A 13512-nucleotide genomic window follows, 5' to 3' on the forward strand; every position below is an offset into this window, starting at 1 on the left:
AAAGCCACCCCCATGACCGAGCTCCCCAAGACCTTCGACCCCGCCGAAATCGAATCGCGCTGGTATGCGCATTGGGAGGAAAGCGGCAGCTTTCGCCTTGACCGTCCGGGGGCGGAGCCGTGGACGATCGTCAATCCGCCGCCCAACGTCACCGGCAACCTGCATATCGGCCACGCGCTGGACAACACGCTGCAGGATATCCTGACGCGCCATGCGCGGCTGAAGGGCAAGGACGCGCTGTGGGTGGTCGGCACCGATCATGCCGGCATCGCCACGCAGATGGTGGTCGAGCGGCAGATGGGCGCGGCCAACCCGCCGCAAAAGCGCACCGATTTCACGCGCGAACAGTTCGTCGAGAAGGTCTGGGCATGGAAGGAAGAGAGCGGCGGCACGATCACCGCCCAGCTCCGCCGCCTGGGCTGCTCGATGGACTGGCAGAACGAGCGCTTCACGATGGATGCGGGCTTTTCCAAGGCCGTGCTGAAAGTGTTCGTCGATCTGCAGAAGGAAGGCTTGCTGTACCGCGACAAGCGCCTGGTGAACTGGGATCCGGGTCTCGGCACCGCGATCAGCGATCTCGAGGTCGAAACGCGCGAGATCAAGGGCAGCTTCTGGAAGCTGCGCTATCCGCTGGAGGACGGTTCGGGTTACATCGAGGTCGCGACGACGCGCCCCGAGACGATGCTCGCCGATATGGCGGTGGCGGTGCATCCGACCGACGCGCGGTACACCGCGTTGATCGGCAAGAAGGTGCGGCTGCCGATCACCGGGCGGCTGATCCCGATCGTGGCGGACGAGCATGCCGATCCCGAGCTCGGCTCGGGCGCGGTGAAAATCACGCCGGGGCATGACTTCAACGATTTCGAAGTGGGCAAGCGCGCCGGGTTCAAGGCGGGCGAGATGCTCAACATGCTCGATGCCGAAGCGCGGGTGGTGCAGGTGTCGGATGGCTTGATCCCGACGGAGTTGCTCGGCCTTTCGACGGCGGAAGCGCGCAAAGCGGTCGTCGCGCGGTTGAAGGACGAGGGCTCGCTCGTCCCGCACATCGACAAGGACGGCGCCGAGCATGACGCCGAGCCGCGCACGATCCAGACGCCCTATGGCGATCGCTCCGGCGTGGTGATCGAGCCGTGGCTGACCGACCAATGGTATGTCGATGCCAAGACGCTGGCGCAGCCGGCGATCGAGGCGGTGCGCGACGGGCGCATCCGCATCGTGCCCAAGACGTGGGAGAAGACCTTCTTCAACTGGATGGAGAATATCCAGCCATGGTGCGTGAGCCGGCAATTGTGGTGGGGGCACCGGATCCCGGCTTGGTTCGGGCCGGGACTGAAGGACGGGATGCTAGTATTTGAGAAGGTCGAGGAGGGCCTCGGTACTCCAGATGAGAAGCATTCTCTAACTGGCACTAAAGCCTTCGTTGCTGAAACGGAAGCTGAAGCGCTTGAGCTTGCTGCAGCCTATTACGGGGCTGAGATGCCGGTCGAGATCGGCGAGCGTCCTCAAATACTTCGCCCCGATCCGAAAGATTTGTGGGATCAACGTATTGTCATCGCGCGTGATCCCGACGTGCTCGATACGTGGTTCTCGTCCGCTCTGTGGCCGTTCGCGACGATGGGCTGGCCGGAGGAGACGAGCCCGACGTTGCACGGCCGCTATCCCAATGACGTGCTGATCTCCGGCTTCGACATCCTGTTCTTCTGGAACGCCCGCATGATGATGCAGGGTATGCACTTCATGAAGGATGTGCCGTTCAAGACGCTCTACCTGCACGGCCTGGTGCGCGCCGCGGATGGCGCCAAGATGTCCAAATCGAAGGGCAATACGGTCGATCCGTTGGGGTTGATCGATCAATATGGCGCGGATGCGCTGCGCTTCTTCATGGCGGCGATGGAAAGCCAGGGCCGCGACATCAAGATGGATGAGAAGCGCGTCGAGGGCTATCGCAACTTCGCGACCAAGCTGTGGAACGCCGCGCGCTTCTGCCAGTCGAACGGCATTGTCGCCAGCACCACGCTGGAGGCACCCAAGGCCGAATTGGCGGTCAATCGCTGGATCATCGCCGAGACGATCCAGGCGGTGCAGGCGGTCGATCTGGCGCTGGCCGATTACCGTTTCGATGGTGCGGCCAACGCGATCTACCAGTTCGGCTGGAGCCGTTTCTGCGACTGGTATATCGAGCTGATCAAGCCGGTGCTGGGCCAGATGGATGCGCTGGCGAGCGGCCCCGAGGCGGACGAGACGCGCGCGGTGGCGGGCTGGGTGCTCGATCAATTGCTCGTTTTGCTGCACCCGTTCATGCCGTTCATCACCGAGGAATTATGGTCCAAGATGGGATCGCGCGAGAGCGATCTGATCGTGGCCAAATGGCCGATGGCGGATGCGCGCGCGATCGATCCGGCGGCGGCGCAGGAAGTCGATTGGCTGATCTCTTTGGTCAGCGACATCCGCGCGGCGCGGACCGAGCTCAACGTGTCGCCGGGGGCGAAGCTGCCGATGCACGTTCGTGGCGCGGGCGAACTGACGCAGGGGCGCCTCGCGCGCAACGCGGCGGTGCTGTCGCGGCTGGCGCGGGTCGATCTGGCGGACGGCGATTTTACAGGGCAGGGCGGCATCCAGGTCGTTGCCGACGAAGCGACGTTCATCATTCCGCTCGACGGCGTGATCGATCTGGAGGCGGAAAAGGCGCGGCTGACCAAGGCGATCGCGGCGGTCGCCAAGGAGCGCGATGCGCTGGCCGGGCGGCTGGGCAATGCGAGCTTTATCGAGCGGGCCAAGCCGGAAGCGGTGGACAAGGCCAAGGCCGATCATGCCGACAAGGCGGCCGAGGCGGAACGCCTCGGCGCGGCGCTGGCGCGGCTGGGTTGAACCAAATTCTAGATCCGTCATCCCAGCGGAAGCTGGGATCCTTGTGGGGCGTGCGGGTCGCGCGCCGCAGTGATACCCCAGCGTTCGCTGGGGTGACGGTTTGGGCTGGGGTGACGGAGTAAATATGGCCATTGCTCCCACCTCCAAGCGCAAGCGCGACCTGACCACCGGTCCGATCGGGGCGACGTTGCTTGCCTTTGCGTTGCCCACGCTCGCGTCGAACATTCTCCAATCGCTCAACGGTTCGATCAATTCGATCTGGGTCGGGCGGTTCCTTGGCGAAGGCGCGCTGGCGGCGACCTCCAACGCCAATATCATCATGTTCCTGATGTTCTCCGCCGTGTTCGGCTTCGGCATGGCCGCGACGATCCTGATCGGCCAGTCGGTCGGGCGCGGCGATATCGAGGCGGCGCGGCGGGCGTTCGGCTCGGCGATCGGTTTGGTGGTCGGCGGGGCGCTGGTCATTACCCTGCTCGGCTGGCTGCTCGCGCCCGAGATCTTGCATCTGCTCGCCACGCCGCCCGAGGCCGAGCCGCTGGCGCTGGCCTATCTGCGCGTGATCTTCCTGGGGCTGCCGCTGTCGATGCTCGGCGTGTTGATCCAGATGGGGCTGCGCGGCACCGGCGATTCCATCACGCCGCTGTGGTTCATGGTGCTCAGCGTGATCATCGATTCGAGCCTCAACCCGCTGCTGATCGACGGCATTGGGCCATTCCCCAAGATGGGTATTGCCGGCTCCGCCACCGCCACGTTGATCGCGGCGATGGTCTCGACCTTCGGCCTGATCTTCTATGTCTATGCGCGCGACCTGCCGATCCGGCTGCGCGGCGCGGAACTGCGTTATCTGCTGCCCGAGCGGGTCTTGGTCCGCACGATCGTGAGCAAGGGCCTGCCGATGGGCGCGCAGATGCTGGTCATGTCGACCGCGGGACTGACGATGGTCGGGCTGGTCAATCGCCTGGGCGTGGATACCGCCGCGGCCTATGCCGTGTCGCAGCAACTGTGGACCTATATCCAGATGCCGGCGATGGCGATCGGCGTGGCCGTATCGAGCATGGCGGCGCAGAATATCGGCGCCGGCAAATGGGAGCGGGTCGATGCGATCACCCGTTCGGGCATCCTCTACAACACGATCATCACCTTGGTGGTGATCACGGCGATCATCCTGTTCGATCGCCCGGTCATGGCGTTGTTCGTCGGCGCGGATAGTGCGGCGATCCCGATCGCGCGGCATATCCAGCTGATCGCCAGCTGGACCTTCGTGATGTTCGGCGCGACGATGGTGTTGTTCTCCACCGTGCGGGCCAATGGATCGACGCTGGCGCCGCTGATCATCCTGGCCATCGCGCTATATCCGGTGCGCATCGGCTTCGCGCTGGCGGCGCGGCCGTGGATCGGCGCGGACGCCTTGTGGTGGGCGTTTCCGATCGGCTCGGCCGTGTCGCTGGTCTGCGCCGTGTGGTTCTACCGGCGCGGGACGTGGCGCAAGGGCGCGTTGGTCGTGCCGGCGGCGGCCGATGGCGAGGAACATGCCCATGCCGCGAGCGAGCCGGCAGGGCGATTGCAGCCGACAGGGTAATTCCCGCGCCCAATTGGACCTTCCCCGGCGAAGGCCGGGGCCCAGTCGGGAAACAGCAGTAATCGGGCACTGTGCTTGGTAACTCAACCTGCGCAACTGGGCCCCGGCCTTCGCCGGGGAAGGTACTGGTAGGGCGGGTCAGTCCCGGGGCGCCATCACCTCGATCACGCCCGCTGCCACCTTTGCCGTCACCGGCGTCCTCGCCAGCACTTCGCCGTCGATCGAGATCGGCATCGGCGGCTCGGTCGCGATGCGCAGCGACTTGCCGTGAAAGTCGCGCGTATCCTCGTGCCGCGCCTCGAGCCGGAAGAAGCTCGCCGCCCAATTCTTGACCAGCCGGCTGCGCGCGCGACCGACCACCGCCTGCACGACGATTTCGCCCGAATCGACCGATGCCGCATCCACCAATTCGGTACCGCCATGATACGGGCCGTTGGAGATGCGCACTTCGACCACGCGCAGCCGCTCCGCACTGTCGCCTTCGCCGACGATCAGCGTAAACGGCTTGAAGCTGACGAACTGCCACGCCGCCCAGCCGAGATAGCCGATCTTGCCGAGCACTTTCTTGAGCCCGTGCGGGATGGTCTTGGCGATTTGCGGCGAAATGCCCAGGGCGGCGCAATTGGCGAAATAGTCGCCGTCGATCATGCCCAGATCGATGCGCTTGGGCGCACCCGATTTGAGCACCTCGACCGCCCCGGCGATGTCGAGCGGGATGCCCAGCGTGCGGGCGAAGCTGTTGGCGGTGCCCAGCGGCAGCACGCCAAGGATGACGCCTTTGCCGACGAGCAGATCGACCAGCCCGCTGACCGTGCCGTCGCCGCCGCCCAGGATCACCAGATCGGGCTTCTTGGCCAACGCCTGGTGCACGGCGTCCTCGAGCTTGGCGGGATCGGGGACGGCATGCGCATCGACCGGGAAGGGCAGGCTGCTCATCGCCTGGCACGCGGTCTTGAACTGCGCCTGGCCCTTGCGTGACTTGGTGTTGATGATCATCGCGGCGGAGCGAATTTCGGCCATGCTATTCCTTCGATGACCGATGGTCGGTTCTTCCGCGTAACGCTTGCACGCTTCAAGACGATCCCGCAAACACGCGCCATGACCGCATCCTATCCTGCGCTGCGCTTGCGCCGCACCCGCGCCTCGGCCTGGAGCCGACGGCTCCATGCCGAAACCGTGCTTACCCCCGCCGATCTGATCTGGCCGTTGTTCATTACCGAAGGGCGGGGGATCGAGGATCCGATCGCGAGCTTGCCCGGCGTATCGCGTTGGTCGGTCGACAATATCGTCGCGCGGGGCCGCGAAGCGCGCGATCTGGGCATTACCTGCATCGCCTTGTTCCCCAATACCCCGCCGCAGCTGCGCACGGCGGAGGGCGAGGAAGCGCTCAATCCCGACAACCTGATGTGCCGGGCGATCCGCGCGTTGAAGGATGCGGTGCCCGAGGTCGGCGTGCTGACCGATGTCGCGCTCGATCCGTACACCGCGCACGGCCATGACGGGCTGCTCGACGACAGCGGCTATGTGCTGAACGACACGACGGCCGACATGCTGGTGCGGCAGGCGCTCAATCAGGCCGCGGCGGGGGCGGACATCATCGCGCCGTCGGACATGATGGATGGTCGCATCGGGCTGATCCGCGACGCGCTGGAAGGCGCGAGCCATGTCAACGTGCAGATCATGTCCTATGCCGCCAAATATGCCAGCGGCTTTTACGGTCCGTTCCGCGATGCGGTCGGTTCGCGCGGCCTGCTCAAGGGCGACAAGAAGACCTATCAGATGGATTCGGCCAATGCCGAGGAGGCGTTGCGCGAGGTTGCGCTCGATCTGGCCGAGGGGGCGGACAGCGTGATGGTCAAGCCGGGGCTACCCTATTTGGACATCATCCTGCGCGTGAAATCCGAGTTCCAAGTGCCTGTATTCGCGTACCAAGTGTCGGGCGAATATGCCATGATCGAGGCTGCGGTGGCGGCCGGCGCGGCTGAGCGCGACGCCGTGGTGCTGGAGACGCTGATGGCGTTCAAGCGCGCCGGCTGTTCGGGCGTGCTGACCTATCATGCGGCGCATGCCGCGCGGCTGCTGCGTGGATAGGGTGGTCATCGAGACCGAACGGCTGATCCTGCGCCTGCCGCTGCCGTCGGACCGCGCGGCGCTGCACGCAATGTGGGCCGATCCTCGCGTGATGGCCGATCTCGGCCGGGCCAAGACTCCCGAGGATAGCGACGCCACGCTCGCCCGCCACGACAGCTACCGCCACGAAGGCCTGGGTTTTTGGGTGGTCGAGCGCCGCGTCGACCGCGCCATTGCCGGCTTCTGCGGGCTCAAGCGCGGCGCCGAGGCCACGCCGATCGCCGGCGCGGTCGAGGCGGGCTGGATGCTGGCGGTGCCTTATTGGGGCATGGGCTATGCCCATGAGGCGATGGTCGCGAGTCTCGCCTGGGGTTGGGCACATAAAGACGCCGCGCGAATCGTCGCGATTACCGCAGCGCGCAACGTAAAGAGCCAAAAGCTGATGGCGCGGCTGGGGATGATGCGCGAGGCGGACATGGAGTTCGATCACCCAGCTTTTGCTGTTGGTGATCCGCTGCGCCCGACTGTCACCTACGCGATCGATCGTCCCGCGTGATCGATCGCGACCGCTCGGTACAGGGCCAGCCGTTCCCCCTCCATCGCCGCGACAGGATCGAATAGACTTGATGGCTTCAGCCACGCCCGCCCCCCGTTTCGCCCGCCCCTTGTTCGTCGCGGCGATCCTGGCGGGGTCGTTCCTGCTGTTTCTGGTCCAGCCGATGGTCGCGCGGATGGCGCTGCCGCGGCTGGGCGGTGCCCCCGCCGTGTGGAATTCGGCAATGCTGGTCTATCAAGCGCTGCTGCTCGGCGGATACGCTTATGCGCATTGGCTGGGCCGGCTGGCGCCGCGCACCCAAGCCATGGTCCATGTCGGCGTGCTCGTGTTGGCCATGGCGTGGTTGCCGCTCGGGCTGATGCAGATGCAATTGCCGGCGGATGCACAGCCGGCGCTCTGGGTGCCGTGGCTGCTCGGTGCGTCGATCGGGCCGTTGTTTTTCGCCATCTCCGCGCAGGCGCCGCTGCTGCAGCGCTGGTTCAGCATCCAGAGCAAGGGCAGCGATCCCTATGCACTATACGCGGCGTCCAATTTCGGCAGCTTCGCCGGGCTGATCGCCTATCCGTTGCTGGTCGAGCCCAATCTGGCGATCCGCGGGCAGAGTGTGCTGTGGAGCCTCGGCTATGGCCTGGTCGTGCTGCTCGTCGCGGCCTGCGCCGTGCTGCTGCCGCGCCGCGCCGGCGTGGCGGTGACGGAGCCGATCGCGTCGCGCGCGCCACCCCGCGCGCGCGTGGCATTGTGGATCCTGCTCGCCTTGGTCCCGTCCGGGCTGATGCTGGCGACTTCGACCTATATCACCACCGATATCGTCGCGATGCCGCTCTTATGGGTGTTGCCGCTCGGCCTGTATTTGCTGAGCTTCACCATCGCTTTCGCCAGCAACCGCGACCTGGCGGATATGCTGACCAAGATCGCACCGATCACGATCCTGTTGTTCGGCGGCGTGATGGTCGGCGGCACGCCGGAAAAGCCGTTCGTCAATGCGGCCTTGGCGCTGGTGCTGCTGTTCATGGTGTCGGTCGCACTGCACACGGCGATGTATCGCCTGCGCCCGGCGGTCGACCGACTGACCGGTTTCTATCTGGCCATGTCCGTAGGCGGGGTGCTGGGCGGCGTGTTCGCGGCATTGATCGCGCCGTTGGTGTTCGACTGGACCTATGAATATCCGCTGCTGATCCTCGCCGCAGGCGCGCTGGTGCCGCAAGACTATCTGATCGATCCGGTGCGGCGGCTGTGGCACGCCACCCCACAGCGGCCGCGCCTCCTGACGCTGGCGATCGCGCTGCTGATGGCGCTGCTGGTCGTCGTGGTGATCGGCCAGACACGCCACATGGCGGACGAACCCATGCCGATGCCAGCCTTGGTGTTCACCGCGATCCTGCTCGTCGGGTTGGTCGCGATGGGCCGGCGGGCAGCGTTTGTGATCGTGCTGGCCAGCGCGCTGATCCTGTTCGGCGGTTATCGCTCGATCCAGATCAGCCTGAAGCCGGAGGCGCGCGTGCGCAGCTATTTCGGCGTCTATACGATCAACGACTACCCCAGAATGCGCGAACTGGCCCATGGCACGACGGTGCATGGCCGCCAGTTGATCGGCAGCGTCGCGCGCGAGCGTACGCCAACGACCTATTACGCGCTCGAATCGGGCGTGGGGCAGGCGATGCTGGCGCTACCCGAACTCTACGGCCCGAACGCCCGCGTCGGGGTGGTCGGGCTGGGGACCGGCACCTTGGCCTGTTATGCGCGCCCCGGGCAGGCCTGGCGCTTTTACGAGATCGACCCGCTGATCGCCCGCATCGCCCGCGACACCGGGCAGTTCAGCTTCCTCAGCCGCTGCCTGCCGCAGCCGACGATCGTGATCGGCGACGCGCGGCTCAATCTGGCTGCCGAACCAACCGCGTCGCTGGACCTGCTCGCGCTCGATGCCTTTTCGTCCGATTCGGTACCGATGCACCTGATGACGCTTGAGGCGTTCGCCAGCTATGCCCGCGTGCTCTCGCCGCGCGGCGTGCTGCTGGTGCATATCTCCAACCGCTTCCTCGATTTGCAGCCGGTGGTGTCAGCGGCGGCGGCGGCAGGGGGCTGGCACGTCGCGCGGCTCGCCTATGAGCCGAGCGGCCAGCGTCGCGGGGGGGAGACCGCCTCACTGTGGCTGGCCTTGTCGCGCGATCCCGCCACCATCGCCGTACTCGAGCGGCGCGACGCCGCCTGGGCGCCGGTGCCGCGCTATCGCCACTTTACCGCCTGGACCGACGATTATTCGACCATCCTGCCGCTGCTCAAGGGCTGGCGTTAGGCCTCGGGTAGCGACGCCTGCACTGCGGTAATGCGCGCGGTCTGTGCGTCCAGCGCGGCGTGCGCGGCGGCGCGCGCCGTCTCCAGCGCGGGATAGGGGGGCTTGCCGTCCACCGCGCGCGCGATCTGCGCATCGTCGAGCCCGGTGACCAAGGCAGAGCTGTCGGCGCGGAACACGTCGAGATCGGCCAGAGCGGTCTGCGCGTCGAGCCAGCGATCGCTGCCCACCGCCGCGCCGCGTGCCGCCCGCGCGGCCGACTCGGCGCGTGCCGCCGCGGCTGCGAAGTCGCGCGTGCTGGTTTCCACCGCGGCCATGGTCGTGGCGATCTGCGCGTCGAGCGCGGGATCCGGCTCGGCCACCACCACCGGTGCGACCGGTTCGGCATCGCTGCGACTCTCGATCGGGCGGGGCAAGAGCGACGGGAAGCGCGTCGCGCCGGTCTGCGCGCAGGCCCCCAGCATCGCAGGGCCGAGCAGGATCAGGCTCGCACCGGCGAGCAAACGAGCGGAAAAGCGGAATTTGGTCATCGCCAATCGCTCTATGCGCCAAAAAAGCGACAAGCAACGCTTGCGCCCGCGGAAAACCCCCCCTAGGACACTGCCTCCACGCACCCATAGCTCAGCTGGATAGAGCATCAGACTACGAATCTGAGGGTCGGGCGTTCGAATCGCTCTGGGTGCACCAACTATTTCCGCGGGTTTGCGGGCGAAAGCCGGGTCAGAGATGATCCGGCTTTTTTGCGTCTAGCAATCACCCAGTAAGCACGGCGTGAAAGCCGAGAGCGCGCGGTGGGCTCCCAGCGGTCTTTGGTCGGCGCCGCGGTCGGGCCGCGCGGGGCGGTATCGATCTAGTATGTGAGACCGATACGGGATTGTTTGCCAGATGCGAGGGCCCCCCCTTGATTCGCTCGGCATGCACCCGTCACAATGATGCCATCGGGGGAGGGCGTTATGGCGGCGGTGACAGGATCGACTGAGGCGAGGGCATTCGTGACGATGCGTTTTAAGCGCATCAAGACTTGGGGGCATGTCTATCACGTCCGCCGGCACAACAGTCGCGAGATGAGTTGCCCACACGTCGACCGGCAGGTGCCGCCTCAGTATCTCATCGGTGGCGCTGACGTTGCGGCGGCGATCAGGGAAGTGCTCCAGCGGTATGAGGTAGAGCCCAACCCTGGCGAGGTGCTGGCCCTCGAGTTCATCGTATCGGCCTCTCGTAAGGTGTTCGAGGGGATCGAGCGCGACGAACACCATGCTAAGATAAATGAGCTCATCGGTTGCACGATGCGGGCATTCAGGAGCCGCTTTGGGATCAGCGGGCAAATCGTGTCGGTGGTCCTCCACAAGGACGAGACAACGCCGCACCTCCATGTGGTGGTGGTGCCGCTGCTGTGTGCGCCGGACAACCGGCGAAAGGATAAGACCCCTTCGATGCGGCTGTCGGCAAAGCGGGTCGTCGGCGGCCGCGGAGATATGTCGCGCGAGCAGACGCGCTTTGCTTCGTTCTTCGCCGCTATGAAGCTAGAGCGAGGGCAGGAGCGGTCACGCGCACGTCATGTGCCGAACCGCGAACACGAGGCCATGCTTGAAGCAGCGCGTCAGCGAGCCGTGTTTGAGGCCGGGCGCCTGATGTCCTCTCGCGAGCAGCTCGACGCCGAACGGGCTGCCCTGGCGAGTGAGCGGGCCGACCTCGAGGCGCAACGACAGGCCGTAGATGCCGCCGGCGCGGAGGCCGCGGCGCTGAAGGCGCGCGCACTCAAGCGGACCCGCGAACTGAAGCGTATGCTGCAACTCGCGGAAGATCTGCGACGGGAAGTGCTTGCGGCGCCGAGCCGCAGCGCCGCGTTGGACCCCGTCCGGCACGCCGCAAATCGCCTGGAGGCGGCGAGGTTGGCGGCGACTGCGGACGACGATTGGCTCGCGACGGCACTTGCGGTCCGGTCAGGTGGGGTGAACCGGGGGCGCTGATGAGTGGGTCAAGGCTGCCACAAGCGATCGATTGCGGCACCCGGCAAAGTCAGCCCGCCCAAGCAGCCCATTGGCCAGCGATCTCGGGCAGGCCTCGGTCGCTGGCTAAGCGTCCAATCCCCGCCCCGAAGCCCTGAGGCGTCAGCTCCCTCGCAGGGACAACGAGGTGAATGTGGTTCGCGGCGCGGCTGCCGGCATGCGCGGGAACGTGAGCCACCAGGATCACCGCCAGTCGCCTTTCGATCGAGAGGCGCCGATGCGCGAAGCTGCGGACCCGCTCCCAATGAACATGCATCGGCTCGTGCCCGTGCAGCCGGAGCGTGATGACGAGCGCCAGGTTCTTGAGGTCGGGTAATGCCGACTCTTCGTAACGTTCGCATAGCACCCGCGGATCGTAGAGATCATCGACAGCCGAAGGCGGCAACAGCACATCGTCTCTCCAGCACGATCGCTCCCAGGCTACGCCTGCCGCGTCACGCTTCATGGGCTGCAGCTTGGTCTGCACGAATGCCGGGAGATTGTTGGTGGTGTCGTCGAGCTGCCGGCGCAGGACGCCCCAGCCGATGTCTGGGTGCGCTGGATCGTGGACCGGGATGTAAGCGGTGCCACGGATCAATCTTCTTGGGTTCTTCATTTCGGCTCTCCGGCCGACGCGTCGACCGCGCTTGCGTCGACACCATTTCATAACTTCGCGCGGTTCAGCCGGCGCCTCCCACTTCCACCCTAACGGCTGGTTTTGCTGGCGAGCAACCTCGACAGCGCACCGCAGCTGCGGCACGTTGACCCGGTCACAGGGGGAAGGCGGCATAATGGGATGGGTTATCAGGCTGATGGTCGCAGCTACACTGCTGGCCGCTTCGCCGGCATTTGCTGACAGCTGGATGCCGGCAGAGCGTAAGAGCTACCTTTCGTCCGACAAGGCAACGCGCCTGACCGTGGTCCCCCGCGATCTCGAAAATCAACTCGCCTACTTTTCAGACAAGGTCGAAGGCAAAGAGCCCGCCGGCCAACGCCGCGGCGGCGAACCTCGCGCCCTCGGCATCCTAGAGCGGCGCTCCGGCCAGGCTTGGACCAAGGTCTGGGAAGGGCCGCTCGTCAATGAGGTGGCACCGGTGCATGCTTTGGTGGCGAACGGCGGCGGACATGTCGTAACCTTCGACAATTGGCACTCGGCCGGTTTCGGCGACAACGTGGTGGTGATCTATCGCGGCGATGGATCTGTGGTGCGGACAATGAAGCTCGCCGACATCCTGCCAGAGGACTATGTCCGAGCGTTGCCAACAAGCGTGAGTTCGATGTGGTGGGGCGGCGAGCACGAGCTGTCTCGCGACGGTCGGCAAGTAGTGCTGAAGGTCGTCGTGCCGAGCGGCCGCGGTTCGATCGGTTCGCCGCGCGGCTTCGTAGACGTTACCATCGATCTTGCGACAGGGGCGGTTGTGCCGCTCGCGGGCCCGGCATGGGATCAGGCGATGGCGGCCGCGGCGCCCCTCGCCGCCCGGTCGAAGGCAGCGGAGGCAACGTGGCGCGCAGCACTGATCTCCCCACTTGATCCACCGTTAAGCGCGAAGGAGATTGATTGGAGCCGGTATCTCTATCAAGCGGTCAAGCGCCTTGCTCCGATCAGTGCACAAAGGGGATTCGATCCGGTATGGATTCTCCCGGCGGCAGGTGCACCCAAGTTCGCAGACCGGGCCAGGGACATCCGCGAGGTTATTACCGAGTGGGACGAAAAGAGCGACCTCGCCTTCGCAAGTCCCTCCGCTCCCGAAGCTCTGGCGCGCGTGCTGACCGAAAGCGCAAAGGCAGCGCCAGCCGGGCGCCTCGCAGGATCGCGCCTTTTCGTTGCCTTGCCGCCGGCGCAGGCAGAGGTGGTCCGCACCGCGCTAAGCCGGACTGGGGCGACAGTGATCGTCTTCGATCCCGCCGTTCCGATCCCGCAACGCTCTGAGGCGCTGCGCGAGATTGGTGTCGCCCTTGATCAAGCCGAGGCGGAAGCCGCTCGTGCCACCGCAGAAGCGCACCGATTTGAGGCGGAGGCGGTGCGCCTCGACGCCCTGGCGCCGCCGGAGTCAAAGGCCGCAAACGGGGATGCCGAGGCATTGGAAGAGATGGCGGACCAATTAGAGGAGGAGGCTGAGAAGGCCGAGCGGACGGATCGCAAGCCCAAATAGTGCCACAG

The 13512-nt window shown here is 65.7% G+C and carries 10 protein-coding genes and 1 tRNA gene; 8 read left to right on the forward strand and 3 right to left on the reverse strand.

Translation table 11 applies throughout. The features are described from left to right. The first annotated feature begins 12 nt into the window (after positions 1 to 12). The gene (locus tag U1739_RS01685) at positions 13 to 2868 is read left to right on the forward strand and encodes a valine--tRNA ligase (RefSeq protein ID WP_332703350.1); all 2856 of its coding nucleotides are present in this window, start codon (positions 13 to 15) and stop codon (positions 2866 to 2868) included. A 124-nt stretch (positions 2869 to 2992) separates the two neighbouring features. Continuing rightward, positions 2993 to 4447 carry an MATE family efflux transporter gene (locus tag U1739_RS01690; RefSeq protein ID WP_332703352.1) on the forward strand — a complete coding sequence of 485 codons (1455 nt, stop codon included), beginning with the start codon at positions 2993 to 2995 and terminating at the stop codon, positions 4445 to 4447. 138 nt (positions 4448 to 4585) lie between these two features. On the opposite strand, the gene U1739_RS01695 is transcribed toward U1739_RS01690, so the two are convergent. Continuing rightward, positions 4586 to 5467, reverse strand: coding sequence for a diacylglycerol/lipid kinase family protein (locus tag U1739_RS01695; protein ID WP_332703354.1), 882 nt, complete (start codon positions 5465 to 5467; stop codon positions 4586 to 4588). Between the two features lie 78 nt (positions 5468 to 5545). Here U1739_RS01695 and hemB point away from each other — a divergent pair, with 78 nt between their 5' ends. The 3 genes from hemB to U1739_RS01710 all read left to right on the forward strand — a co-directional run bounded on the left by hemB (position 5546) and on the right by U1739_RS01710 (position 9366). Beyond that, positions 5546 to 6538, forward strand: a complete 993-nt coding sequence (gene hemB / locus U1739_RS01700) for a porphobilinogen synthase (RefSeq protein WP_332704833.1) — start codon at positions 5546 to 5548, stop codon at positions 6536 to 6538. Next, the gene (locus U1739_RS01705; protein WP_332703356.1) at positions 6531 to 7073 is read left to right on the forward strand and encodes a GNAT family N-acetyltransferase; all 543 of its coding nucleotides are present in this window, start codon (positions 6531 to 6533) and stop codon (positions 7071 to 7073) included. The genes hemB and U1739_RS01705 overlap by 8 nt, the downstream gene beginning before the upstream one ends. A 70-nt stretch (positions 7074 to 7143) precedes the next feature. After that, positions 7144 to 9366, forward strand: a complete 2223-nt coding sequence (locus U1739_RS01710; protein ID WP_332704835.1) for a spermidine synthase — start codon at positions 7144 to 7146, stop codon at positions 9364 to 9366. Here U1739_RS01710 and U1739_RS01715 read toward each other — a convergent pair. Next, a complete protein-coding gene (locus tag U1739_RS01715) occupies positions 9363 to 9893 on the reverse strand; it encodes a hypothetical protein (protein WP_332703358.1) in 531 nt (176 codons plus the stop codon). The two genes, U1739_RS01710 and U1739_RS01715, sit on opposite strands and share 4 nt — an antisense overlap. Positions 9894 to 9973: 80 nt before the next feature. Here U1739_RS01715 and U1739_RS01720 point away from each other — a divergent pair. Further along, positions 9974 to 10050 (forward strand) — tRNA-Arg (locus U1739_RS01720). A 266-nt stretch (positions 10051 to 10316) separates the two neighbouring features. Beyond that, positions 10317 to 11333 carry a plasmid recombination protein gene (locus U1739_RS01725; protein ID WP_332703360.1) on the forward strand — a complete coding sequence of 339 codons (1017 nt, stop codon included), beginning with the start codon at positions 10317 to 10319 and terminating at the stop codon, positions 11331 to 11333. 49 nt (positions 11334 to 11382) lie between these two features. Here U1739_RS01725 and U1739_RS01730 read toward each other — a convergent pair whose 3' ends face one another. Continuing rightward, positions 11383 to 11967, reverse strand: a complete 585-nt coding sequence (locus U1739_RS01730; protein WP_332703362.1) for a hypothetical protein — start codon at positions 11965 to 11967, stop codon at positions 11383 to 11385. A 175-nt stretch (positions 11968 to 12142) separates the two neighbouring features. On the opposite strand from U1739_RS01730, the gene U1739_RS01735 reads away from it, so the two are divergent. Further along, on the forward strand, positions 12143 to 13504 hold the full coding sequence (locus U1739_RS01735; RefSeq protein WP_332703364.1) for a hypothetical protein: 1362 nt from the start codon (positions 12143 to 12145) through the stop codon (positions 13502 to 13504). The last annotated feature ends 8 nt before the right edge of the window (positions 13505 to 13512 follow it).

It is taken from the genome of Parasphingomonas puruogangriensis (assembly GCF_036663635.1).
Classification (GTDB): Bacteria; Pseudomonadota; Alphaproteobacteria; order Sphingomonadales; family Sphingomonadaceae; genus Sphingomonas.

Bases quoted from the DNA above. Each gene is read 5' to 3' on its own strand.
- U1739_RS01685 (WP_332703350.1), top strand. From the start codon at position 13: ATGACCGAGCTCCCCAAGACCTTCGACCCCGCCGAAATCGAATCGCGC.
- U1739_RS01710 (WP_332704835.1), top strand. From the start codon at position 7,144: ATGGCTTCAGCCACGCCCGCCCCCCGTTTCGCCCGCCCCTTGTTCGTC.
- U1739_RS01695 (WP_332703354.1), bottom strand. From the start codon at position 5,467: ATGGCCGAAATTCGCTCCGCCGCGATGATCATCAACACCAAGTCACGC.
- U1739_RS01730 (WP_332703362.1), bottom strand. From the start codon at position 11,967: ATGAAGAACCCAAGAAGATTGATCCGTGGCACCGCTTACATCCCGGTC.
- U1739_RS01715 (WP_332703358.1), bottom strand. From the start codon at position 9,893: ATGACCAAATTCCGCTTTTCCGCTCGTTTGCTCGCCGGTGCGAGCCTG.
- U1739_RS01725 (WP_332703360.1), top strand. From the start codon at position 10,317: ATGGCGGCGGTGACAGGATCGACTGAGGCGAGGGCATTCGTGACGATG.
- U1739_RS01690 (WP_332703352.1), top strand. From the start codon at position 2,993: ATGGCCATTGCTCCCACCTCCAAGCGCAAGCGCGACCTGACCACCGGT.
- hemB (WP_332704833.1), top strand. From the start codon at position 5,546: ATGACCGCATCCTATCCTGCGCTGCGCTTGCGCCGCACCCGCGCCTCG.
- U1739_RS01735 (WP_332703364.1), top strand. From the start codon at position 12,143: ATGGGATGGGTTATCAGGCTGATGGTCGCAGCTACACTGCTGGCCGCT.